Below are 23554 nucleotides of genomic sequence, written 5' to 3'. Positions count from 1 at the left end.
GGGACGGTGACTCCACCCATGACGGTCTCCGCGTTCGACCTGTTCAGCGTCGGTATCGGTCCGTCGAGCTCGCACACGGTCGGACCGATGCGGGCGGCGCTGCGGTTCGCCGAGCGGCTCGGGCGCGAGGGGCTGCTCCCCCGCGTCGCGCACGTGAAGGCGGAGCTGTTCGGTTCGCTCGGCGCCACCGGGAAGGGTCACGGCAGCGTCGGCGCGGTGGTGCGCGGGCTGGCCGGCGAGGCACCCGAGACCGTCGACCCGCGCAGCCCCACCGTCGACGACGTGTGGGCGACCGGGCGGCTGCGGCTGCTCGGCCGGCACGAGATCGCGTTCCGGCCCGAGGACGTCGTGCTGCACCGGCGGCGGACGCTGCCCTTCCACCCCAACGGGATGCGGTTCACCGCGCACGGCGGCGCCGGCACCGCGCTGCTCAGCGCGGAGTACTTCTCCGTCGGCGGCGGCTTCGTGCTCGACGAGGCGCAGCAGGCGCTGCTCCCGCGCGAGCCCGAGGTCCCGTACCCCTTCGCGACCGGCGCCGAGCTGCTCGCCCGCTGCCGCGAGACCGGGCTGGCGGTCAGCGGGCTCGTGCTGGCCAACGAGTGCGCGCGGATGCGACGGCTCCACCCGGACCTCGAGCCCGAGGCCGAGGTCCGCCGCGGCCTGCTGGCGCTGTGGACGGTCATGCAGGAGTGCGTGGAGCGCGGCTCGACGACCGGCGGGGTGCTCCCGGGCGGACTGCAGGTCCGCCGCCGTGCGGCCGCCATGCGGGAGGCCCTCGAGGCCGAGCCCACCGCCGAGTCCGGGGAGTGGGTCACCCTCTACGCCCTGGCGGTGAACGAGGAGAACGCCGCGGGCGGGCGGATCGTCACCGCCCCGACCAACGGCGCGGCCGGGATCGTCCCCGCCGTCCTGCACTACTACCGCCGGTTCTGCCGCGCCGCCTCCGACGACGGCGTGGTCCGGTTCCTGCTCACCGCCGCCGCCGTCGGCTCGCTGTTCAAGGAGAACGCCTCGATCTCCGGGGCCGAGGTCGGCTGCCAGGGCGAGGTCGGTTCGGCCTGCTCGATGGCCGCCGCGGGCCTCGCCGAGGTCATGGGCGGCACCCCGGAGCAGGTGGAGAACGCCGCCGAGATCGGCATCGAGCACAACCTCGGGCTGACCTGCGACCCGATCGGCGGGCTCGTGCAGATCCCGTGCATCGAGCGCAACGCCGTCGCCTCGACGAAGGCGATCACCGCGGCCCGGATGGCCGTGCGCGGCGACGGGCACCACCACGTCAGCCTGGACAAGGCGATCCGGACGATGCGGATCACCGGTGCGGACATGAAGACCAAGTACAAGGAGACGAGCCGCGGCGGGCTGGCCCTGACCGTCGTCGAGTGCTGAGGACCCGCCGGACCCGCCGGACCTGGCGGGCCCCCGGACCCGACGGAGCTGTCGGAGCCGACGGACCGGGCGGACCCAGCGGTTGCGCGAGTGCGGTGCACGACGGACGGTGCTCCCATGAGTGGGCCGTCCCGATCCTCACGGCGCTCCCTGTGGTGGCTCCTCGGCCCGCCCGTCCTGTTCTGCGTGGCGGTCGTGCCCGCGAACCGGGTCGACCCGTGGGTCCTCGGGATGCCGTTCCTGGTGTTCTGGCTGCTGCTCGCCACACTGCTCTCCCCGGTCTGCGTGTGGCTCGCGGCCCGCCGTGATCCCGTCTGGCAGGCGGCGCGCCGGACGGCGCCGGGGCGGCGGACCGCGAAGGCGGCACCGGAGGCGGCACCGACGGCGGCGGCACAGGAGGTGGACCGGCGATGAGCATCGCGATCGTCGCCGTCTTCCTGGTCGCCGCGTGCGTGCTCGGGGTCCGCGCCGGCCGCGGGCAGGACAAGGTCGACCTCGCGGCATGGTCCGTGGGCGGGCGCAGCCTCGGGCTGCTGATGACGCTCGTGCTGATGGCCGGCGAGACCTACACGACCTTTAGCTACCTCGGCGCTGCCGGCTGGTCGTACACGCACGGGGTCTCGGCGCTGTACGTCGTGGCCTACCTGAGCATCGGGATGGCGGCGAGCTACGTCGTCGGTCCGCTGCTGTGGAGCTACGCGCACCGGCACGGGCTGCACAACGTCACCGACATCGCCGCCCACCGCTTCGGCGCGCCCTGGCTGGGCGTCCTGCTCACCGTCGCGGCGACCGTGTTCCTGCTGCCGTACGTGCAGTTGCAGATCACCGGGATGGGCACGGTGGTGGCGAGCGTGAGCTACGGGGCGATCGGGCTGGGCGTGTCCTACCTCGTCGCGTTCGTGGTGTCCGAGGTGTTCGTGCTGGCCAGTGGCCTGCGCGGGAGCGCGTGGGTGTCGGTGCTCAAGGACGTCACGGTCGTCGTGACGCTCGCGGTGGTCTTCGTGTTCGTGCCGCTGCACTTCTTCGGCGGCTACGGCGCGATGTTCGCGCAGATCGGCGCCGAGCGGGCCGCGTGGTTGACGATGCCGGGCCCGGGCTCGTCGACCTACGGGCTGGCCTGGTTCCTCTCCACCGCGCTGCTCAACGGCGCGGTCTACAGCGTGATCCCCACGACCGTCGCGGGCTTCCTCGGCGCCGCGAGCCCGCAGATCCTGCGCCGCAACGCGCTGCTCCTGCCGCTCTACCAGGTGTTGCTGTTCGTCCCGGTGATCCTCGGGCTGGCCGCGACGTTCGTGGTTCCGGGCCTGAAGGACTCGAACCTCGCGCTGTTCGAGATGCTCCGCACGGCCATGCCGGAGTGGCTGTTCGGGCTCGTCGGCGCGGCCGGCGCGCTGTCGGCGATCGTGCCGCTGGCGGTGTTCATGCTGGCCATCGGCACGATGTGGAGCCGGTCCGTGCTGGGCCTGCACGCCCGCACCCGCGGCCGGCAACGGCAGCTGGCCCAGCTCGTCACGCTCCTGGCCGGCGGGCTCGCGCTCGGGATGACCTACCTGTTCCCCAACGCCCTCGTCCGGCTCTCGGTGATCTCCTACGAGGGGCTCGCGCAGCTGCTGCCGCTCGTGGTGATCGCGCTCGTCTGGCGCCGGATGTCGCTGGCCGGCGGCGTCGCGGGGCTGGTGGCGGGGCTGCTCGTCGTGCTGGTGTTGATGGCGACGGGCAACGACCCCTGGGGCGGGATCAACGCGGGCGCGATCGGACTGGTGCTCAACCTCCTGGTCACGGCGGCGGTCTCGCTCGCCCGTCCCGGCGCGGCGCCCGCGGACCGGCTGGCCGCGCCCGAGCTCGTCCCCGCCCGTTCCGGCCCCGAGGAGGACCGTTGACCCGCACCGCCGACCGGCTCGCCGACCTGACCGCCCGCGAGCTGCTCGCGGGCTACCGCGCCGGCGCCCTGTCCCCCGTCGAGGTCGTCGACGACGTCCTGGCCCGCATCGAGGCCGACGAACCCCGGCTGCACGCCACCTACGCGCTGGACCCCGACGGGGCGCGGGCCGCCGCGGCGGAGTCGGCCGCGCGCTGGCGGGCCGGCGAGGCGCGTCCGCTCGACGGTGTCCCGATCACGCTCAAGGACAACATCGCCACCCGCGGGGTGCCCACGCCGGTCGGGACGGCCGCGACCGAGCTGGTCCCCGCCGAGCGCGACGCGCCGGCGGCGGCCCGGGTCCGCGAGGCCGGGGCGGTGCTCCTCGGCAAGACGACCATGCCCGACCTGGGGATGCTCGGGTCGTCGCAGTCGAGCTTCCACCCGGTCACCCGCAACCCCTGGGACCCCACCCGCACGCCCGGCGGGTCGAGCTCCGGCGCCGCCGCGGCCGCCGCGGCCGGCTACGGGCCGCTCCACCTGGGCACGGACATCGGCGGGTCGGTGCGCCAGCCGGCGGGCTGGAACGGGATCGCGGGGCTGAAGCCGACCTTCGGACGGGTGCCGGTGGTGCCGCCGTACGCGGGCCGGGTCGTCGGGCCGATGTGCCGGACCGTCGGCGACGTGTCCCTGCTCATGTCGGTCGTCGCGGTGCCGGACCCGCGCGACCACACCGCGCTGCCCGGCGCCGACATCGCCTGGCCGGAGGCGCCGGGCGCGGTGCGGGGGCTGCGGCTCGGCCTGCTCCCCGACGTCGGTGTCGGGCTGGCCACCGAGCACGCGGTGCGCGGCGCCGTCGAAGAGGCCGCGCGCACGCTGGAGGCCGCCGGCGCGGTCGTCGAGCCCGTGGCGCCGTTCCTGACGCGGGACATGCTCGACGGGATGGACCGCTTCTGGCGCGCCCGCGCCTGGTCCGACCTCGCCGCGCTGCCCGAGGAGCGCCGGGCCAAGGTCCTGCCCGCCATCCTCGAGTGGGCCGCCGCCGGCGCGGACCTGACCGGCGCCGAGGTCTTCCACGGCTACAGCCAGATGGACGCGATGGCCGTCGCCGCCCACCGCGCCCTCGCCGACCTGGACTTCCTGTTGCTCCCGACCGCGCCGATCCCGCCCTTCCCGGTCGAGTACGCCTCGGCCTTCGACGACCCGGCCCGGCCCTTCGAGCACATCGCGACGAGCCTGCCGTTCAACATGTCCGGCCAGCCGGCGCTCTCGGTCAACTGCGGCCACACGGCGGGCGGGCTGCCGATCGGCCTGCAGATCGTCGGCCGGCGCTTCGACGACGCGGGCGTGCTGGCCCTCGCCATGGCCTACGAGGAGATCCGCCCGGCGCCGCGCCCCTGGCCGACCCTGTGAGTGGCGACGGCGGGACCGTCGCCACCCACGGCGGTCAGGCCCGCTTGACGACCACCTTGAGGGCCTCGTTGGCGGCGGCGTCGGCGAACACCTCGTAGGCGCGGTCGATCTCGTCGAGGCCGAAGGTGTGGGTGCCCATCTTCTCGGCGGGGATCTTGCCGCTCGCCACCATCTTCAGCAGCGTCGGGATGGACACGGTGTCGACCAGGCCCATGGTCAACGTGACGTTCTGGATCCACATCTGCTCGAGCGGCAGCTCGACCGGCGCGCCGTGCACGCCGATGTTGGCGATGTGCCCGCCGGGGCGCACCAGCGCGGCGGTCGTGCGCAGCGTCTCCGGATAGCCGACCGCCTCGATCGCGACGTCGACCCCGAGGCCGTCCGTCATCGCCGTCACGGCGTCGACGACGTCCGGGCCCGCCTCGACCGTGTCGGTCGCGCCGAACTCGACGGCCTTGCTCAGCCGGAACTTGTTGCTGTCCACGGCGATGACGCGGGACGCGCCCCAGAGGCCGGTGGTCAGGATGGCGGCGAGCCCCACCGCGCCGGCGCCCACCACGGCGACCGTGTCCCCGGGCCGGACCTGCCCGGCCAGCACCCCGACCTCGTACCCGGTGGGCAACGAGTCGGCGAGGAAGATCGCCTGCTCGTCCGTGACCTCGTTGGGGACGGCGTAGAGCGACGTGTCGGCGTAGGGCACCCGGACCGACTCGGCCTGGGTGCCGTCGATCAGGTGCCCGAAGATCCACCCGATGCCGCCGACGGTCTGACAGTGCGACGGCATGCCGTTCTGGCAGTACGTGCAGCGCCCGCAGCGGGTTATCGCCGGGACGAGCACCCGGTCGCCCTCGCGGAACCCGGTGACCGCCGAGCCCACTTCGGTGACGGTGCCGACGGCCTCGTGGCCGAGGATCCGCCCGTCCGTCACCGCGGGGACGTCGCCCTTGAGGATGTGCAGGTCCGTGCCGCAGATCGTGGTGGTGTCCACTCTGACCACGACGTCCGTCGGTTCCTGGACCGCCGCGTCGGGGACCTCCTCCCACGCCTTCGACCCCGGTCCGTGGTAGACGAGCGCCTTCATCCGTGCCCTCCCTCGGTCGGTTACCGCCGCCGCAGGACGTTAGTGGCGCCGGTCACACGGCGGTGTCTCACTCTGCGACCGGACCCCGCCGGAGCAGCGTGACGAGGCCGGCGTCGGCGTCGAGCCGGATCCGGTCGCCCGTCCGCAGGAGCTCCGTCGGGTCGCGGTCGAGGTCGGACAACGCAGGCACGCGGGTGACCACCGCACCGAGTGCGGCCTTCGTCGTGGTCACCGTGAACACCATCCCGATCGGGGCGGTGCCGAGCAGGCGGGTCGTCTGGAAGAACCCGGACCAGCCGGAGGAACCCTTCGCCCCGGGGAAGACGAGGATCTTCCCGGTGAAGCACACGCCGCACAGCTCGTGCCGGCGCTCGATGATCGTCCCGGTGGCCGGGTCGATGCCGCCCCAGCCCGAGATCGTCTCGTGGCTGACCAGCGCCTCGCCCTCGACCACGCCCGGCACCACCGTCCGGCCACGCAGGACCAGCGGCGCCTCCGTGTCGTCTGCCGCCCGGACCCGTGTCTCCGCCGTCATCGCAGCTCCCCCCGCCACCGGCCCGTGACCGCCGCGTCCACGCACTCCGCCGTCGTCCCGAACCACGCCTCGATGCCGAGGATCGCCGGCAGGTAGTGCGCCTGCTTCGCCGAGTCGGTGGCGAAGACCCGCGTGCCCTCCGGCGCCGCCCGCGACATCGCCGGACAGGAGTCGGCCAGGATCCGCCCGCCCGCCGCCTCGATGACGGCGGTGTAGCCGGAGCGGTCCGCCACGGCCTTCAGCGCCCGTGGCGCCATGATCCACAGCTCGGCCTCGACGTGCCGGCCCTCGAGCAGCCGGGCGGCCTCGCGGATCTGGTCGAGCGAGGCGTGCGGGCACCCGAGCAGCACGAAGTCGACCTCCTCACGGTCGCCCTGGTCGTTGAGCCGGTCGTAGACGGTCCGCCGCTCGGCCGGCCCGTACCCGACGGCCTCCGGCACCCGGCCGCCGAACGCCGCCTCGACCGTCGGTGCCTCGGGGGTCACGCCGGGCAGATGGAAGAGCTCGATCCCGCCCGACGAGGCGGCCGCGGCCCCGAGGTGCTTGAGGTCGGTCAGGTCGGGGCGGGCGAGCTCGCCGACCAGGACCGGCCGGGCCTCCTGCACCAGGTCGCCGACGAAGTACCCGAACAGCCCCCAGTCCCGGAACGACCGGACCGGGAGGTCGGCCCGCACGAGGTGGGTGCCGAGCCGGTTGGTCACGTGGTGGTTGCCCCAGCAGGGGATCCGGCCGGTCAGGCTCGCGGCGCCGGTGGACGCGGTGCCCTCGCAGTTCGTCCGGGCTCCGAGCACCGAGTTCGCGTACACGACCGCCGACGACTCCATCCACGCCACGTGCTCGCCGCGGACGGGCAGGTTCCCGACCTGGTACGGGGTGCACGTCGCGAGGATGTTCACGCCCCGCCGGCCGTAGAAGGCCTCGGCGTCGGACTGCAGGTCCACGAACTCCGCCGGGTAGGGCACGCCGTGGGCGTCGGCCCCGAAGCCCTGCTGGAGCTGGCAGGTGGGCACCCGCATCGGCGGGACGTCGAGCGTCTCGTCCGAGTCCAGGTTGATCACCGAGAAGGCCCGCTCCCAGCCGCCCTCGGCCACCAGGCGGGCCTTCGCCGGCGAGGGCTGGGTGGTGGTGCCGGCGACGTTGCGGACCTCGCACAGGTGCTCGGCCCCGAGGGCCTCGCCGTAGCGGACGAGCAGGTCCATCGCCGCGGCGACGGCGGGCCCCTCGGCCCCGTCGCGCATCCCGCGCTCGTCGTCGGTGAGGATCACGCCGTGGCCTCCGCCGCGGACCCGGCCGCGGAACGAGCCGCTTCCGCACGGCCGGGCGGGTTGGTCTCCGGGCCCCGGCGAACCGCGGCGAACATCAGCAGGGCCCCGCCGACGATCAGCACCACGGGCCCGATCTCGTACGGCATGACGGTGCTCAGCGCGAGCAGCCACACGGTGTAGAGCCCGGGCAGGATCAGCCCGAACATGTAGCCGATGCCGTAGCCGCTCGCCCGGACCGACGCCGGGAAGCGCTCGTTGAGGTACACCAGGATCACGCCGAGCGGCGCCGAGGGCACCGACTTGGCGACCACCGCGACCGAGCCGACCAGCCACGGCGGCGCCCCTGCGCCGGCCATCAGGGCGAGGGCGAGGAACGCGCCGCCGACGACCACCGCCATCACCAGCGCCCAGGTCATCAGGAGCCTGCGGCGCCCGATGCGCTGCCCGACGGCGGCCAGCACGACGATCATCGCGATCGTCACGACCGAGGAGACGATCTCCTCGGTCGTGCTCAGGGTGGCGCTCTGGTGCAGCACCTGGACCAGCAGGGTCGGCAGGAAGGACACGGACATCTGCGTGGCGAACCAGTACCCGCAGGTGAACAGGAAGACGCCGAGGATGAGCGCGCGGTGCTCGGTGAACAGCGCGACCACCGGCTGGCGCCCACCCGCCTCGGCGCGCCGGCGGGTGACCTCGCCGGCGTCCTCCTTCACCCCGCGGTAGTGCCACAGGTAGGCCAGGCCGAGCACGAAGCCCAGCACGAACGGGACGCGCCACCCCCAGGACAGGAAGCTGTCGTGCGGCAGGGTCTCCAGCGCGCCCAGCAGGAAGGTGTTCATCACCAGGAAGGACAGCGGGGCGCCGACGCCGATCAGCGCGCCCACCCGGCCCCGGCGGTGCGGCCGGGCCTGTTCGAGGGCGAGCGGGATCGGGGCCGCGTAGCCCCCGGCCAGGAAGATCCCGCCGATCAGGCGCAGCACCGCGAAGACGGTGATGGCCCCGTAGCCCCACGTGGCGTAGCCCGGCAGGCAGCCCATCAGGAGCGTCACGACGGTGAAGCCCCACCCGCTGAGCATGGTCACGCGCTTGCGGCCGATCCGGTCGGACAGGTTCCCGAAGATCACGCTGCCGATCGGGCGGCCCAGCAGGCCCACCGTGAACAGCAGCGTCGTGAACGTCGCCTTGACCTCCACGGACAGGTCCTGCGGCAGGAAGTAGACCATCGCGGCCGGCAGGACGAGCGCGGGCAGGTAGACGTCGAAGCTGTCGACGAACATCGAGAAGGCGCCGCCGCGGGCGGAGCGCCGCTCGTCGGCGGCGGTGAGGGTGCCGGCCGGGGCACGTCCGCCGTCCGGCACGGGACCGGCGGTCGGGTCGGGAGAGTGGTCGGACAGCGTCATTGCCGTTGTCTCCTCGTCGGTGGGTGGGTCGGTCAGGGGGTCGGGGCGGGCCGGGGGCGCAGGACGGCGCCCTCGCCCAGCGGGCGGACGGTGCGCGCGTAGACGGAGAGCCAGCCGTGCTCGGGATGGTGGAGGGGCGGGACCGGCTCGCGGCCCGCCAGCTCCGCCGGGTCCACGCGCAGGTCGCACCGGCGGCCCGGGAGGTCGACGTGCACGACGTCCCCGTCGCGGACCAGCGCCAGCGGCCCGCCGTCGGCAGCCTCGGGCCGCACCTCGCCGACGACGACCCCACGGTTGACCAGCCCGGACAGCTGCCCGTCGGTCACCACGGCGACCTTGCCGGTCAGCCCGGCGCGGTCCAGGGCGAACACGATCTGCGAGGCCATCCCCATGCCGGGCCGGCCGCGGGGCCCCTGCCCCCGCAGCACGACGACGTCGCCCGCGGCGATCCGGCCCTCGGCGAGCGCCGCCACCGCCTCGGCCTGGTCGGCGAAGCACCGCGCCGGGCCGGTGAAGGTGGGCGGCCGCTCGTCGTGCACGGACAGCTTGACGATCCCGCCCAGCGGCGTGAGGCTGCCGCGCAGCACCAGGATCAACGGGTCGTCGCCGACGTGCCGGATGACCTCCGGGTCGGTCACGGTGACGCCGGCGAGGTTCTCCCCCACCGTGCGTCCGGTGACCGTCCGGGCCGAGCGGTCGAGCAGGTCGCCGAGCCGGGCCATCACCGCGGCGGCCCCGCCCGCCGCGTCGAACTGCTCGATCGTGTGCGGCCCGTTGGGCCGCACCGCCGACAGCAGCGGCGTCTCGCGGCCGAGGTCGCCGAACAGCGCGGTCACGTCGACGTCGACGCCCGCCTCCACGGCGACGGCCTGCAGGTGCTTGATCGTGTTGATCGACGACCCGACGGACAGGGCGACGCGCACCGCGTTCCGGAACGCCGCCGGGGTCAGGACGTCGCGCGGTCGCAGGTCCTCCTGCACCAGCTCGACGATCCGGGCCGCGGCCGCGTCGGCCGCCCGCCACATCGCCGCTGAGTTCGCCGAGACCGGGGTGCTGCCCGGCAGCGCCATGCCGAGGGCCTCGGCCGCGATGTGCATCGAGTTCGCCGTGCCCATGCCCGCACACACCCCCGGGCCGCGCACGGCGTCCTCGCTCATCTCGGTGAGCTCGGCGGTCAGCACCGGGGAGGGTTCGCCACAGGCGTGCAGGAAGACGTCCTCGATGTCGCAGTGCTCGCCGCGGAAGGTGCCGCTGGGCTGGTACCCGCAGGCCAGGATCAGCGTGGGGACGTTCAGCCGGCCCGCCGCCATCAGCTGGGCCGGGGTCGTCTTGTCGCAGCTCGCCAGGCAGACCATCCCGTCCAGCTGGGCGCCCTCGACCGCGACCTCGATGTCGTTCACGATCAGGTCGCGCGAGGCGAGGATGTACCCGCCCCCGTGGCCGGCCGAGTGGATGAAGTCGCTGGGCGCGGTCGTCCGGGCCTCGAAGGCGACCCCGCCCGCGGCGCGGATGCCCTCCTTGACCCGGGCGGCGACGGTGTCCAGGTGGCTGAAGCAGATCGCCATGTCGGACGAGGAGTTGACGACGGCGATCTTCGGCTTGTCGAGGTCGGCATCGGTCAGGCCGAGCGCCCGCCACTGGGCGCGGCGGGTGGCCCAGCGGACGGTGCCGGGGGTGAAGGCGCTGCGCAGCTCCGCGCTCATGAGTCGAGGTTCTCCGTGATCCGGGCGGCGAGGGCGGCGACGTCGACCTCGTGCACCGACCCGTCGCCGACGAGGTCGAGGACGTGCGCGGCCGCGTGCCCCATCGCCCCGCACGGGCCCATCACGCGGATGCTGGACAGGGCCGCCGCGTCGCCGTCGGCGCACCGTCCCGCGACCAGGACGTTGTCGACGTCGGGCGGGGTGAGGGAGCGCAGCGGGACGTAGTGGAGGTGGTCCGGGCCGAAGGTCTCCCAGACGTAGCCCTCCGGGCTGTCGTGCAGCTCGATCGGCCAGGCCGTGCGCGCGACCGCGTCCGGGAAGCGGGTGCCGGCCCGCACCTCGTCGAGGGTGAGCTGGTGGGCCGCCCGGACCCAGCGGGTCTGGCGCCGGCCGGGCAGGCCGTAGGAGCGCACCGTCGCCTTGCCGAAGACCTCGGGGAACTCGGCGCGCAGGAACGCGACGACCCGGTCGGCCTGCGCCTTGCCCTCCATCTGCGCCTCGGCCGCGGCGATCGGGTCCAGCGGGGCCTCGATGTGGGTCATGTTGAGCACGGCGGTGCCGCGGCCGGGGAAGAAGAAGGCCAGGCCGTCGTGCCGGCGCAGCCCGTACTCGGCCGCCTTGCGGCCCACCCGGTCGGCGAGCACGGCGGGATCGGGCCGGTGGGCCTCGTCGAGGTTCTCCACCACGAGCTGCTGGCTGCCGTAGATCTCGCGGTCCGGGAGCCGGCAGGGCAGCCCGGCCGCCCAGCTCAGGGCCGCGTCGCCGCTGGCGTCGACGAACCCGGTCGCGGTGACGTCGATCGAGCCGTAGCGGCTGGCGAACCGGACCGAGCGCAGCCGCCGGTCCTCCCGGTGGACGCCGGTGATCGCGGCGCCGGTGATCACGCGGATCCCGTGGGCGCGGACGGTGTCCTCCACCCAGCGGCCGAGCCGAACCTCGTCGTACCCGACCGTCACGGTGTGCCCGTCGCGGTAGAAGAGGTCACCGGTCGCCTCGAGGGCGCGGAAGATGTCGTCGAACAGGCCGTGCGTGAGGCGCCGGTACTCCGGTCCGTTGCCGAAGACCCCGCAGAACAGCCCGATGAGCGAGTTGACCATCTGGCCGCCGAGCACCGGCAGCGCGTCGACGAGCACCACGTCGCGCCCGAGCTTCGCGGACTCGACGGCGGCGGACAGGCCGGCGATCCCGGCGCCGACGACCAGCACGTCGGCGGTGACGGCGTGCTCGGCCGGGTCGGCGGCGGAGAGGACCGGCCGGGTCACGGTGCGGACCGGCAGGTCGGTGAGGGCGTGCGGCATGGACCACACGCTAGGAAGCGAGCACGCGCTCCCGGAAATAGACGATCCGCCTGACCGGCCATCACCGCCGTTGATAGTCGCAGCTCAGAGGCGCGAAGTCAGCTCGACGACGAGCTCGCGGAGCCAGCGGTGCGCGGGATCGCCGTCCATGTCGGAGTGCCACCACAGCCGTTCGACGAGCGGCGCCGGCTCCCCCGGACAGTCCAGCACGCGCAGCCCGAGAGGCTCCGCGACGGCGGCGGCGAGCCGCTCCTGGACGAGCGCGACCCGGTCGGTGCCGGCCACGAGCGGAGGCACCGCGAGGTAGCTCTCGACGCGCACCCGGATCGCCGGCTGGATCCCGAGGAGGGCGAGCTGGCGGCTCATCGGCGCGGCCGCGGAGAACCCGCGGTCCGGCTGGAAGGGCACGACCCAGGGCAGCGCCGCCAGCCGCTCCACGGTCGGCGGGCCCTCGTCCGCGACCGGGTTGGCCCGGTCCACCACGCACACCCAGCGGTCGGTGAACAGCGCGACCGAGCGCAGCTCGGGCAGGTCGAAGCGCCCGGCCGGGGGTGCGACCATGCCGTCGATCAGCCGGATCGTCTCCGCGATGTCGGCGGCGAACGCCTCCCGCACGAGCCGGATGTGCAGGGCGACCCCTGGCGCGCGCTCCGTCAGGGCGGCCGAGAGCCGGGAGCCCAGGACGCCGACGGTGTAGTCGGCCATCAGGAGTGTGAACTCGCGCTGCGAGGAGCCGGGGTCGAAGCGGTGCCCGGTGCCGAAGAGCCGCTCGGCGGCCGCGCAGACCGCCTCGACCTGGTCCGCGAGCTGGGCGGCGAGCGGGGTGAGGGTGTACCCGTTTCGGCGGCGGACCAGCAGTTCGTCGTCGAAGTGCCGGCGCAGCCGGGAGAGCGAGGCGCTGACCGCCGGCTGGGTGACGCCGATCCGGGCCGCGGCCCGCGTGACGTTGCGCTCACGCAACAGCTCCCGCAGGGTGACCAGGAGGTTCAGGTCCAGGTTGGCGAGGTGCGCCGTCGGGTGCCTCACGGTCCGAACGCTAACCCTGCTGCCCCACGGGCCCGGGCCCCGTGCTCGTCGTCAGCCGACCACGCCGCGGTCGTGCAGGGCGCCGATCTCCGCCGCGCCCAGGCCCAGGACCTCGGCCAGCACCTCGTCGGTGTCGCGGCCGAGCATCGGGGCCTCCCCTGCCGGCCCGTGCTCGCCGCCCCAGCGCAGCGGCGAGCGCGCCGTGATCGAGGCCGTGCCGTCGGGCAGGGCGAGGTCGGCCAGCACGGGGTGGCGGCCCTCGCGGTGCGCCCCCACGACCTCGGTCATGCCGCGGTAGCGGCCCCACAGCACGCGGGCGGCGTCGAGCTCGTCGGACACGGTCTTGAGGTCGCGCGCGGCGAACCACGGCCGCAGCACCGCGGCGATGGTCTCGCGCAGCCGGTAGCGCTCGGACTCCTTGGTCAGGTCGGCGTCGAGCGCCTGCTCCAGCGCCGCGAAGACCTGTTCGGTGCCGGTCACCTTCCGCAGCGCGGCCCACTGCCCCTCGGTCAGCGCCACCACCATCACCCGCGCCCCGTCCGAGCAGGCGAAGTCGACGCCGAACGAGCCGTAGACGTGGTTGCCGTGCCGCGGGCGCTCCCGGCCCCGCTCCGCCGCCTCCGACAGCCAGCCGAGGTTCGCCACCCCGGCCAGCGCGACGTCCGCCAGTGCCAGCTCGACGTAGGTGCCCCGGCCGGTGCGGGACCGGTCGTACAGCGCCGCCAGCACGCCCGTCGACACGCTCAGCCCGGTCACCAGGTCCCAGGCCGGCAGCACGTGGTTCACCGGCGTGCCGCCCTCCTCGGAGCCGGTGATCTGCGGGATCCCGACCTCGGCGTTGACCGTGTAGTCCACCGCCGGCCGGCCGTCCGGGTAGCCCTGCACCCGCAGGTGGATCAGGTCGGGGCGGCGGGCGACCAGCACGTCGTTGGCCATCCAGCGGCGCCCGACGACGTTGTCCACCAGCACCCCGCGGTCCGTGCCCGGCGCGGTGACCAGGGCGGTGACCAGCTCCCGGCCCTCGTCCGAGCGCATGTCGACGGTGACCGATCGCTTGCCCTTGTTCAGCGAGGCCCAGTAGTACGACTCGGCGTCGGCGGGTCCGGTCCCGCTGCCGACCACCGGCCAGCGCCGGTGGTCGGTGTTGCCGCCGATCGGGTCGATCCGGATCACGCTCGCGCCCAGCTGCGCCAGCGTCATCCCACCCGTGGGCCCGGCCACGAAGCTCGCGCACTCCACGACCTGCAGGCCCTCCAGCGGACGGCTCATCTCGTTCCTCCCCGGCTCGTGCTCGGCTCTCGATCCTGCCGCCCGTGGACCGCGGGCGCACACCCGCATAGGGTACGAACGATCGTTCGTCCGCTCACCGTGGAGGTCCCCCGTGCCGGTCCCCGACTCCCTCGAAGCCCGCCTGCGCCGCGTCGAGGACGCGCACGAGATCGCCCAGCTGCGCGCCCGCTACTGCCAGTACCTCGACGACGGCCGCTGGGCCGACCTGGCGGCGCTCTTCACCCCCGACGGCGTGTTCACCGGTCTCGCCACCGCTCGGGGCACCGCGGAGCTGGAGTCCTTCTTCGGCGGGCTGCAGGAGGGCCCGCTGACGGCGTGGTGGCACTACAGCGCGAACGAGACCGTGGAGATCGACGGCGACACCGCGACCGGCGAGACCTGGCTCTGGCAGCCGTGCGTGGTCGACGGCGAGGCCCAGATCGCGGCCGGCCGCTACCGGGACCGGATCACCCGCGGCACCGACGGGGCCTGGCGGTTCGCGGAGCGGGTCGTGACGTTCTTCTACTGGACCCCGCTCGCCGGGGGCTGGGACAAGGGGAAGATCGGCTTCCCGCCCGCGGAGGCGGCGCTCGACCGGGGGTGAGTCGGGCGGACCCGTCGGGGTCCGACGTCCGGAGGTGCGCAGGACCGCCGGATCGGCGGTCCCGGGCCCTCGTGCCCGACCTTACGATCGTTAGTCCGGTCATGTGACGCCGTCGTCACGTCGACGGCGCCGTGGCGGGTCAACGGAGACCGACGGGCGAGGAGAACCCATGTCCCACGCGCACACGGACCAGCAGGAGGCGCCTGCGGAGGCGACGGAGCTCGACGCCGTCGTCGTCGGCGCCGGATTCTCGGGGCTGTACATGCTGCACCGGCTCCGCGACACACTCGGCTTCTCCGCCCGCGTGTTCGAGGCGGGCGAGGACGTCGGCGGAACCTGGTACTGGAACCGCTACCCGGGCGCCCGGTGCGACTCCGAGAGCTACTTCTACAGCTTCTCCGACCGACTCTCGGAGGACCTGCTGCAGGAGTGGACCTGGAGCGAGCGCTTCGCCGCCCAACCCGAGATCCTCGGCTATCTACGCCACGTCGCCGACCGGTACGACCTGCGCAAGGACATCCGGTTCGGCACCCGGGTCGTCGCCGCGGAGTACGACGACGCCACCGGCCGGTGGACGGTCCGCACCGACGACGGCGGCCAGGTCACCGCGACCTACCTGATCACCGCGGTGGGCTGCCTGTCGACGACCAACCTGCCCGACTTCCCGGGCCGCGACAGCTTCCGCGGCGAGTCGTACCACACCGGCGCGTGGCCCCACGAGGGCGTCGACTTCACCGGCAAGCGGGTCGCGGTGATCGGCACCGGTGCCACGGCGGTGCAGGCCGTGCCGGAGATCGCCGAGCAGGCGGCCCACGTGTACGTGCTGCAGCGCACCGCGAACTACGACATCGCGGGCGGCAACCGGCCGATGGACGCCGAGGACGGGCGCAGGATCAAGGAGCAGTACCGCGACATCTGGAAGGCGACCCGCGAGACGGCCTTCGGCTTCCCCTACGACGTCGCGCCCCGTTCCGCCCTGTCGGTCTCGGACGAGGAACGGCAGCGGATCTTCACCGAGGCCTGGGAACGCGGCGGGTTCCGCCTCGGCACCACGTTCAACGACCTCCTGCTCGACGAGGCGGCGAACGAGACCGCCGCGGAGTTCCTGCGGGCGCGGATCCGCGAGCGGGTGACCGACCCGGAGATCGCCGAGTTGCTCTCGCCCCGCGACCACCCCTTCTTCACCAAGCGCCCACCGCTGGAGAACGGGTACTACGAGACGTTCAACCGCGAGAACGTCACGTTGGTCGACGTGCGGGAGGCGCCGATCCAGGAGATCACCCCGGCCGGGGTCCGGACCGCGGACGCCGAGTACGAGGTCGACCTCATCGTCTACGCCACCGGTTTCGACGCGATGACCGGCACCCTCTTCACACTCGGGATCCGGGGGCGCGACGGCGTCGGGCTCGAGGAGAAGTGGGCGGACGGCCCCCACACCTACCTCGGCCTCGCCACCCACGGGTTCCCGAACCTGTTCATGATCACCGGCCCGCAGAGCCCGTCGGTGCTCAGCAACATGCCGGTGTCCATCGAGCAGCACGTGGACTGGATCACCGACTGTCTCCGCCGACTGCGGGAGGAGGGGTACGACACCATCGAGGCCCTACCCGCGGCGGAGGACGACTGGGTCTCCCACCACGACGAGGTCACCGCGACGACGTTGCTGCCGCGCGCGAACTCCTGGTGGGTGGGAGCGAACATCCCGGGCAAGCCACGCCGCCTGTACCCGTACGCCGGCGGGGTGGGGGTGTACCGGCTGCTGTGCGACGAGGTCGCCGCCCGTGACTACGACGGCTTCGCCCGCGGCAAGAGCGGAGCAGCCACGAACGGCAGGTTCAGCGGGATCGCGCGGGCCCGCTACACGGAGCTGGCCGAGGAGGCGGCCGCGGCGGCCGGGGCTGCCTCCTAGAACAGGCCCCACAGCGACGTCTCCACCGCCTCGGCCTCAGAAGAGCAGCACCAGCCGCCCCCGGGTCCCGCCCCGCTCCAGGCGGGCGTGGGCCTCGGGGGCGCGCTCGGCCGGGTAGGTCTCGGCGACCCGCAGCGTGACGGCGCCGGACTCGGCCAGCACGCGCAGGGCGTCGAGCCGCTCGCGGTCCTCGGCGACGTCGCGCACCCACACCGGGTGCCAGGTGACGCCGCGCTCCTCCGGCCCGCGGTACCCGCGGACGGTGGCGATGCGGCCGCCGTCGCGGACCGCGGGGAGCAGCAGGTCGCCCTGCACCGCGCCGTCGGCCAGCGCGTCGACGCCCTCGGGCACCGCCTCGCGGATCCGCTCCGCGACGGCGTCGCCGCGCGGGACCACGACGTCGGCGCCGAGCTTGCGCACCAGCTCGACGTCGGCGTCGGAGGCGTCGGCGACCACGCGCAGCCCGGCCGCCTTCGCCAGCTGCACCACGTACCCGCCGTAGGCCCCGGCCGCCCCGGTCACGGCCAGGGTGGCCCCCGGCTCCGGGTCGAGCAGGTCCAGGGTCCGGCGCGCGGTCAGCCCGTTCATCGGCAGGGTCGACGCGTGCGCGTGGTCCGCGCCCGCCGGCGCCCGCACGACCGACCCGACCGGCACCACGACGTACTCGGCGTAGGCGCCGTGGGCGCCGTCCGGCACGACCACCGCCATCACCGGGTCACCGAGGGCGAGCCCGCCCCCGGCGCCCTCGCCGATCTCGTCGACCACGCCGGCGGCGTCCATGCCGGGCACGTACGGCGGCGGGTCCTTGCGCTGCCGCTCGGCGCGGGACCCGTCCCGGACGTAGGTGTCGGTCGGGTTGACCGCCGCCGCGTGCACCCGGACCCGGATCTCGCCGGGCCCGGCGTGCGGTTCCGGCAGCTCGACGACCTCGAGGGCCTCGGGCCCGCCGTACTCGTTCACCCCGATCGCGCGCATGCCCCGAGACTCCCATCCGCCCGGCGCGGCGGCGCGCCGGGGCACCCCGAAAGTGGCGCCCGGCTCAGCCCGCGTCGCGCAGCACCTCGACGCCGACCGGGGCGTCGCCGCGCAGGGTGACGCGGTGCATGACCCGGCGGGCGTCGCCGTAGTCGCGGTTGGCGTAGTGCGCGGTGGCGCGGTTGTCCCACATGGCCACGTCGCCCTCGGCCCAGCGGTGCCGGACGATGTGCTCGGGCTTGGTCAGGTGCGCGAAGAACAGGTCGAGCAGCGAGCGGCTCTCCGCCTCCGACACCCCGTCGATCCGCACGGTGAAGCCCGGGTTCACGAACAGCGACTTGCGCCCGGTCTCCGGGTGCACCCGCACCACCGGGTGCACCACCGGGTCGAGGCTGGTCACCGTCTCGCCCTCCCACTCGCTGCCCCGGCCCTGGCGGCGCTGGGCCAGGTAGTAGCCGAAGTCCTTGGTGCCGTCGTGCACCGCGTCGAGCTGCTCGGCGAGCCGCTGCACCGGCGGGGCCAGCGACTCGAACGCCAGCTCCAGGTCCGCCCAGTTCGTGTCGCCGCCGGCGGGCGGCAGGGTGACCGCGCGCAGGATCGAGCCCAGCGGCGGGCGCTTCATGAAGGTGACGTCGGTGTGCCAGACGTCGGCGTAGCCGTCGTCGGCCGAGTCGAGCGCGTAGATCTCGGTGTGGGCGTCGTCGATGCCCGGCACCACGGGGTGCGACGCGGTGAGCTCGCCGAGCCGGTTGCCCAACCGGACCTGGCCGGTCGGGTCGAGGGTGTGCTGGCCGCGGAAGAACAGCACCTTGCGGGCGGTGAGCTCGGCGCGGATCGCGGCCACCTGCTCGTCCGGGGCGGTGGCGAGGTCGACGTCGTGCACGATCGCGCCGAAGCGCGGGCCGAGCGGCTCGAGGTTCAGGGTCGCGGCACCGGGGGTGGGCAGCGCGGACAGGGACGCAGGCGACATGGGTGGCTCCGGGAACGTCGGCGCGGCGGCTCACGCCGCGACCGGGATGATCGACAGGGGTGACGACGTCGTCGACGGGCTGGGGCGTCCGCGGCACCGTTCGTGCGGGCGGACGTGAGGTGAGGGCGGCCGCGGGGCCGCGGCACTCAACCGAACCAGCAGCGCGTCGCCGACCCCGTCCAGAAGAGGTCGACGTCCACCGGACACAGGGCGACGTTCGTCCGACACAGGTCGACGTAGAGCCGAGCCACGAGTCGGAGGTCCGAGGTCACCCTCGGATGGTCGCGCCGCGGGCCGCGGCACGCAAGGTGCTGTCGCGCGTGTCCGCCGTCACCCGCCGGCTTCGACTACACAGCGTCGAGCACTCGGTACCGTCCGCACATGGAGCTCGGTTACCTCACGCACGTCGGCGGCCTGGGCTCCCCGCGCGACGCCTTCCGCGACACCGTCGAGCTGGCCGTCGCGGCCGAGGCGGCCGGGTTCGCGTCGTTCTGGGTCGCGCAGCACCACGGCAGCGAGGTCCAGGGCTTCCTGCCGTCCCCCTTCGTCCTGCTCGCCGCGGTCGCGCAGGCCACGAGCCGGATCCGGCTCGGCACCGGCGTGGTCGCGGTCGCGCTGGAGGACCCGCGCCGGGTCGCCGAGGACGCCGCGGTGCTCGACGCGCTCTCCGGCGACCGCCTGGAGCTGGGCGTCGGCGCGGGGTCGGACCCGGCGGCGTCGGCCCTGTTCGGCCGCGACCACGAGCGCCGGCACGCCGAGAGCGCAGCGGCCGTCGACGAGCTGCGGGAGATCCTCGGCGGGGCCACGCTGGTGCCCGACGCTCCCGGGCTGCTCGACCGGATGTGGTGGGCCACCGGCTCGCGCCGGGGGATCGACGCCGCCGCGACCCGCGGGATCGGCGTCATCAGCGGCCGTCCGCAGGGCGCCGCCCCGGACCTCGAGCGGTACTGGGCCCGCGCCGTCGCCGAGCCGCGGGTCGCGGTGTCGCGGCTGATCCGGGCCGGTGAGCCGGCCGCGGAGGTCGCCGCCCGGCTGCGCGCCGATCCCGCCGTGCCGTGGGCGAGCAGCCTGCTGGTGCAGACCCAGCCGACCCGCACCGACCTGGCCGGTCACCTGCGCACGCTCGCCGTCGCCGCCGAGGCCGTCCCCGCTGCCGTCCCCGCTGCCGTCACCACTGCCGTCACCACTGCCGTCCCCGCGGCCGTCTCTGCCGTGCGCGAACCCGTGGCGGCCGGGACGCGGCGGACGGCAGGATGGACGGCGTGACGACCTCCCCCGAGACAGCGAACGGGACCCGCCGCAGCGGTCTGGACCTGCGGTGGGTCGACCCCGGCACCCGCCCCCAGGACGACCTGTTCGGCCACGTCAACGGCCGCTGGCTGACCAGCCACGTGATCCCGGACGACCGCGCGCAGGACGGGGCCTTCCGCGACCTGCGGGACCGGGCCGAGGAGGACGTGCGGGCGATCGTCGAAGGCGCGGACGACCTCGAGGGCCCCGAGGCCCGGCAGATCGCCGACCTCTACGCCTCGTTCATGGACACCGACACGATCGAGGCGAAGGGCGTCGAGCCGCTGCGCCCGCTGCTGGCGGAGATCGCGCACGCCGCGGACAAGGCCGAGCTCGCCGCGGTGCTGGGCCGCCGGCAGCGGCACGGCCGCGCCTCCCTGTTCGGCGTCTACGTGTCGACGGACGCGAAGGACTCGGACCGCTACCTCGTGCACCTCTCGCAGTCCGGCCTCGGGCTGCCCGACGAGTCGTACTACCGCGAGGACGCCTACGCCGAGATCCGCGCGAAGTACGTGACCCACCTGGAGAGGCTCGCCGGGCTGGTCGGGCTCGACGACCCGGCGGGCCTCGCCGCCACGGTGATGGAGCTGGAGACGGCACTCGCCGCGGTCTCCTGGGACCGGGTGACCAACCGGGACGCGGAGAAGACCTACACCCTGATGACCTGGGCCGCGGTGGCGGCCAACGCGCCGGAGTTCCCCTGGGAGTCCTGGCACGCGGCGCTGCGGGCGCCGGACGGCGCGTTCGACGAGGTCGTCGTCCGACAGCCGTCCTTCGTGCTGGCCGCGGCGAAGCTCTGGGAGGAGCTCCCGCTCGAGCACTGGAAGGCCTGGTTGTCGATCCGCACGGCGTCGGCCTCGGCGGACTACCTGACCGGGGCCGTCGTCGACGAGGACTTCGACTTCTACGGCCGCACCCTCTCCGGCACCCCGGCCCTGCGGGAGCGGTGGAAGCGCGGCGTGTCGGTGGTCGAGAGCGCGATCGGCGAGGCCGTGGGCAAGCTCTACGTGGAGCGGCACTTCCCGGCGTCGTCCAAGGAGCGGATGGTCGAGCTGGTCGCGAACCTCGTCGAGGCGTACCGGCAGAGCATCTCCGCGCTGGACTGGATGAGCCCGGCGACCCGCGAGCGGGCGCTGGAGAAGCTCGGCAAGTTCACGCCGAAGATCGGCTACCCGGACAGGTGGAAGGACTACTCGGCGCTCGAGATCAAGGCCGACGACCTGCTCGGCAACGTCCTGCGCGCCGCGGAGTGGGACTTCGACTACGACCTGAACCGCATCGGCGGGCCGGTCGACCGGGACGAGTGGCTGATGACCCCGCAGACGGTCAACGCCTACTACCACCCGCGGATGAACGAGATCGTCTTCCCGGCCGCGATCCTGCAGCCGCCCTTCTTCGACCCCGAGGCCGACGACGCCGCCAACTACGGCGGCATCGGCGCCGTGATCGGGCACGAGATCGGGCACGGCTTCGACGACCAGGGCTCGCGTTACGACGGCGACGGCAACATGACGGACTGGTGGGAGGCCGCCGACCGCGCCGAGTTCGACCGGCGCAGCAAGGCCCTGATCGACCAGTACGACCGGCTCTCCCCCGCCGGGCTGCCCGACCACAAGGTCAACGGCGCGCTCACCGTCGGCGAGAACATCGGCGACCTCGGCGGCCTCACGATCGCGATCAAGGCGTACCGGATCGCGACCGAGGGCACGGAGCCGCCCGTGATCGACGGCTTCACGGGCCTGCAGCGCGTGCTGATCGGCTGGGCGCAGGTGTGGCGGGCCGTGACCCGCGACGCGGAGGCGATCCGCCGGCTCACGATCGACCCGCACTCGCCGCCGGACCTGCGGTGCAACGCCGTGGTCACCAACCTCGACGCCTTCCACGAGGCGTTCGCGGTCCAGGAGTCCGACGCGCTGTTCACCGCCCCCGAGGCGCGCGTGCGCATCTGGTGACGCTGACCGAGGGGCCGGGTGAGCGCTTCGGGCTCACCTGGCCCGGCCGGGCCGAGTGCCTGCGCGTGATCGGCGAGCCGCCCACCGGCACGCTCGAGCCGATGCCGGCGGAGTCCGTGGACTGGGACGGCACCGGCAACGTGATCGTCGAGGGTGACAACCTCGAGGTCCTCAAGCTGCTGTCCCGCGCCTACCACGGCGCGGTCAAGCTGATCACGATCGACCCGCCGTACAACACGGGCCGGGAGTTCCTCTACCCGGACGACTTCGCCGACCCGATGGCCGCCTACCTGCGCTTCTCCGGCCAGGTCGACGACCTCGGGCGGCGGGCGAACGCCGCCGTCGAGACCGCGGGACGCCGGCACTCGCGGTGGCTGTCGATGATGTACCCGCGGCTGGTGCTGGCCCGCGAGCTGCTGCGGCCCGACGGGGCGATCTTCGTGACGATCGACGACACCGAGGTCGCCCACCTGCGGCTGATCATGGACGAGATCTGGGGGGAGGAGAACTTCGTCGCCACGGTCGCCTGGCAGAAGGTGTTCGCGAAGAAGAACCGCGCGCTGATCTCCGGCAGCCACGACCACGTGCTCGTCTACGCCCGGGACGTCGAGGCGTGGGACCGCCGGCTCCTCCCCCGCGGCGCGGCGCAGGAGAAGGCCTTCGGCAACCCCGACGACGACCCGCGCGGGCCCTGGCAGAGCGTCTCCTTCTCGGTGCGCTCGGAGGGCGTGGAGCGGGCCGGGACCTACCGGTACCCGGTGACGCTGCCGTCGGGCCGCGAGGTCTGGCCGCCCGCGGGCCGGCACTGGAACGGCGACCGGGCGCGGTACGAGGAGCTGCGCGCCGACGGCCGGATCTGGTTCGGCCGCGACGGCGACCACCCGCCGCGGGTCAAGGGCTTCCGCAGCGAGGTGCAGGCCGGGATCGTGCCGGACACCTGGTGGCGACACGACGAGACCGGGCACAACCAGGAGGCCAAGCGCGAGGTCGTGGCCCTGTTCGGGGCGGACGAGCCGTTCACCACGCCCAAGCCGACCCGGCTGGTCCGGCGGATGCTGCAGATCGGCACCGGCCCCGGCGACCTCGTGCTCGACTTCTTCGCCGGCTCGGGGACGCTCGGGCACGCGGTGTACGCCGAGAACCTGGCCAGCGGGGAGGAGCGGCGGTTCCTGCTGGTCCAGCTGCCCGAGCCGACGCCGGGCACGGCGTACACGTCGATCGCCGAGGTCACCCGGGAGCGGGTCCGACGGGCCGGGGCGGCGCTGCGGCCGGACGCACCGGCGGGCGCCGACCTCGGTTTCCGGGCCTACCGGCTCGCCGCCGGGGGTGGCCCGGACCTCACCGGCCTGATGCTGGCGGCCGGGCATCCGCTCACGGCCCCGGTCGAGGAGGTCGACCTCGCCGGCGTCGCGGGCTGGTCGGTCGCCGGTGGCGCGCTGCTCGCGTGCCTCGCCCCGCTCACCGAGGCGGCGGTCGAGGCGATGCTGGAGCGCGAACCCGCGGTGCTCGCCGTGACCGAGGCGGGCTTCGGCGGCGACGACGCGCTGCGCCTGCACACCCTGCACGCCGTCCGCGAGCGCAACCGGCGGGGCGTCGACCTCGCGCTCCAGGTGGTGTGAG

19 protein-coding genes are annotated in these 23554 nt (G+C 74.1%); 9 read left to right on the top strand and 10 right to left on the bottom strand.

Features of this window, described 5'->3' with window-relative positions; all coding sequences use genetic code 11:
- Positions 1-18: 18 nt before the first annotated feature.
- The 4 genes from LWC35_RS07380 to LWC35_RS07365 all read left to right on the top strand — a co-directional run bounded on the left by LWC35_RS07380 (position 19) and on the right by LWC35_RS07365 (position 4657).
- Positions 19-1386, top strand: a complete 1368-nt coding sequence (locus LWC35_RS07380; RefSeq protein ID WP_232869140.1) for an L-serine ammonia-lyase — start codon at positions 19-21, stop codon at positions 1384-1386.
- 117 nt (positions 1387-1503) lie between these two features.
- Complete coding sequence (locus tag LWC35_RS07375; RefSeq protein WP_232869139.1) at positions 1504-1800, top strand: DUF3311 domain-containing protein; 297 nt, start codon at positions 1504-1506, stop codon at positions 1798-1800.
- Positions 1797-3266, top strand: a complete 1470-nt coding sequence (locus LWC35_RS07370; protein ID WP_232869138.1) for a sodium:solute symporter family protein — start codon at positions 1797-1799, stop codon at positions 3264-3266. The genes LWC35_RS07375 and LWC35_RS07370 overlap by 4 nt, the downstream gene beginning before the upstream one ends.
- On the top strand, positions 3263-4657 hold the full coding sequence (locus LWC35_RS07365) for an amidase (protein ID WP_232869137.1): 1395 nt from the start codon (positions 3263-3265) through the stop codon (positions 4655-4657). Before LWC35_RS07370 ends, LWC35_RS07365 begins: the two co-directional genes overlap by 4 nt.
- A gap of 34 nt (positions 4658-4691) precedes the next feature.
- Here LWC35_RS07365 and LWC35_RS07360 read toward each other — a convergent pair whose 3' ends face one another.
- The 8 genes from LWC35_RS07360 to LWC35_RS07325 all read right to left on the bottom strand — a co-directional run bounded on the left by LWC35_RS07360 (position 4692) and on the right by LWC35_RS07325 (position 14234).
- Positions 4692-5738, bottom strand: a complete 1047-nt coding sequence (locus LWC35_RS07360; protein ID WP_232869136.1) for an alcohol dehydrogenase catalytic domain-containing protein — start codon at positions 5736-5738, stop codon at positions 4692-4694.
- 67 nt (positions 5739-5805) lie between these two features.
- Positions 5806-6273, bottom strand: a complete 468-nt coding sequence (locus tag LWC35_RS07355; RefSeq protein ID WP_232869135.1) for an aconitase X swivel domain-containing protein — start codon at positions 6271-6273, stop codon at positions 5806-5808.
- Positions 6270-7538: an aconitase X gene (locus tag LWC35_RS07350; RefSeq protein ID WP_232869134.1), complete on the bottom strand. Its 1269-nt coding sequence runs from the start codon at positions 7536-7538 to the stop codon at positions 6270-6272. Before LWC35_RS07350 ends, LWC35_RS07355 begins: the two co-directional genes overlap by 4 nt.
- Complete coding sequence (locus LWC35_RS07345; RefSeq protein ID WP_232869133.1) at positions 7535-8938, bottom strand: MFS transporter; 1404 nt, start codon at positions 8936-8938, stop codon at positions 7535-7537. Before LWC35_RS07345 ends, LWC35_RS07350 begins: the two co-directional genes overlap by 4 nt.
- Positions 8939-8970: 32 nt before the next feature.
- A complete protein-coding gene (gene ilvD, locus LWC35_RS07340) occupies positions 8971-10641 on the bottom strand; it encodes a dihydroxy-acid dehydratase (RefSeq protein ID WP_232869132.1) in 1671 nt (556 codons plus the stop codon).
- Positions 10638-11939, bottom strand: a complete 1302-nt coding sequence (locus LWC35_RS07335) for an FAD-dependent oxidoreductase (RefSeq protein WP_232869131.1) — start codon at positions 11937-11939, stop codon at positions 10638-10640. Before LWC35_RS07335 ends, ilvD begins: the two co-directional genes overlap by 4 nt.
- Before the next feature lie 84 nt (positions 11940-12023).
- Complete coding sequence (locus LWC35_RS07330) at positions 12024-12965, bottom strand: LysR family transcriptional regulator (RefSeq protein ID WP_232869130.1); 942 nt, start codon at positions 12963-12965, stop codon at positions 12024-12026.
- 51 nt (positions 12966-13016) lie between these two features.
- Positions 13017-14234 (bottom strand): CoA transferase, encoded by a 1218-nt coding sequence (locus LWC35_RS07325; RefSeq protein ID WP_232869129.1) that lies wholly within the window; start codon positions 14232-14234, stop codon positions 13017-13019.
- 112 nt (positions 14235-14346) lie between these two features.
- On the opposite strand from LWC35_RS07325, the gene LWC35_RS07320 reads away from it, so the two are divergent.
- Positions 14347-14838 carry a nuclear transport factor 2 family protein gene (locus tag LWC35_RS07320; protein ID WP_232869128.1) on the top strand — a complete coding sequence of 164 codons (492 nt, stop codon included), beginning with the start codon at positions 14347-14349 and terminating at the stop codon, positions 14836-14838.
- Positions 14839-15007: 169 nt separating this feature from the next.
- Positions 15008-16747, top strand: coding sequence for a flavin-containing monooxygenase (locus tag LWC35_RS07315; RefSeq protein WP_232869127.1), 1740 nt, complete (start codon positions 15008-15010; stop codon positions 16745-16747).
- Positions 16748-16783: 36 nt separating this feature from the next.
- On the opposite strand, the gene LWC35_RS07310 is transcribed toward LWC35_RS07315, so the two are convergent.
- Positions 16784-17722 carry an NADP-dependent oxidoreductase gene (locus tag LWC35_RS07310; RefSeq protein WP_232869126.1) on the bottom strand — a complete coding sequence of 313 codons (939 nt, stop codon included), beginning with the start codon at positions 17720-17722 and terminating at the stop codon, positions 16784-16786.
- 64 nt (positions 17723-17786) lie between these two features.
- Entirely contained in the window at positions 17787-18692 is a 906-nt protein-coding gene (locus LWC35_RS07305; protein ID WP_232869125.1) for a TauD/TfdA dioxygenase family protein, read from the bottom strand.
- 381 nt (positions 18693-19073) lie between these two features.
- Between LWC35_RS07305 and LWC35_RS07300 the strand changes: the two genes are divergently transcribed.
- From LWC35_RS07300 to LWC35_RS07290, 3 genes are read left to right on the top strand one after another with little or no spacing between them, the layout of a single operon-like run.
- Positions 19074-19958: an LLM class flavin-dependent oxidoreductase gene (locus tag LWC35_RS07300; protein WP_232869124.1), complete on the top strand. Its 885-nt coding sequence runs from the start codon at positions 19074-19076 to the stop codon at positions 19956-19958.
- The gene (locus LWC35_RS07295) at positions 19955-21934 is read left to right on the top strand and encodes a M13 family metallopeptidase (RefSeq protein WP_232869123.1); all 1980 of its coding nucleotides are present in this window, start codon (positions 19955-19957) and stop codon (positions 21932-21934) included. The genes LWC35_RS07300 and LWC35_RS07295 overlap by 4 nt, the downstream gene beginning before the upstream one ends.
- Positions 21931-23553: a site-specific DNA-methyltransferase gene (locus tag LWC35_RS07290; protein ID WP_232869122.1), complete on the top strand. Its 1623-nt coding sequence runs from the start codon at positions 21931-21933 to the stop codon at positions 23551-23553. Before LWC35_RS07295 ends, LWC35_RS07290 begins: the two co-directional genes overlap by 4 nt.
- The last annotated feature ends 1 nt before the right edge of the window (position 23554 follow it).

This window comes from Pseudonocardia kujensis, from assembly GCF_021283305.1.
Lineage (GTDB): Bacteria > Actinomycetota > Actinomycetes > Mycobacteriales > Pseudonocardiaceae > Pseudonocardia > Pseudonocardia kujensis.
The sequence above is the reverse complement of the archived record's forward strand: the minus strand, read 5'-3'. Positions and strand labels throughout refer to the sequence as shown.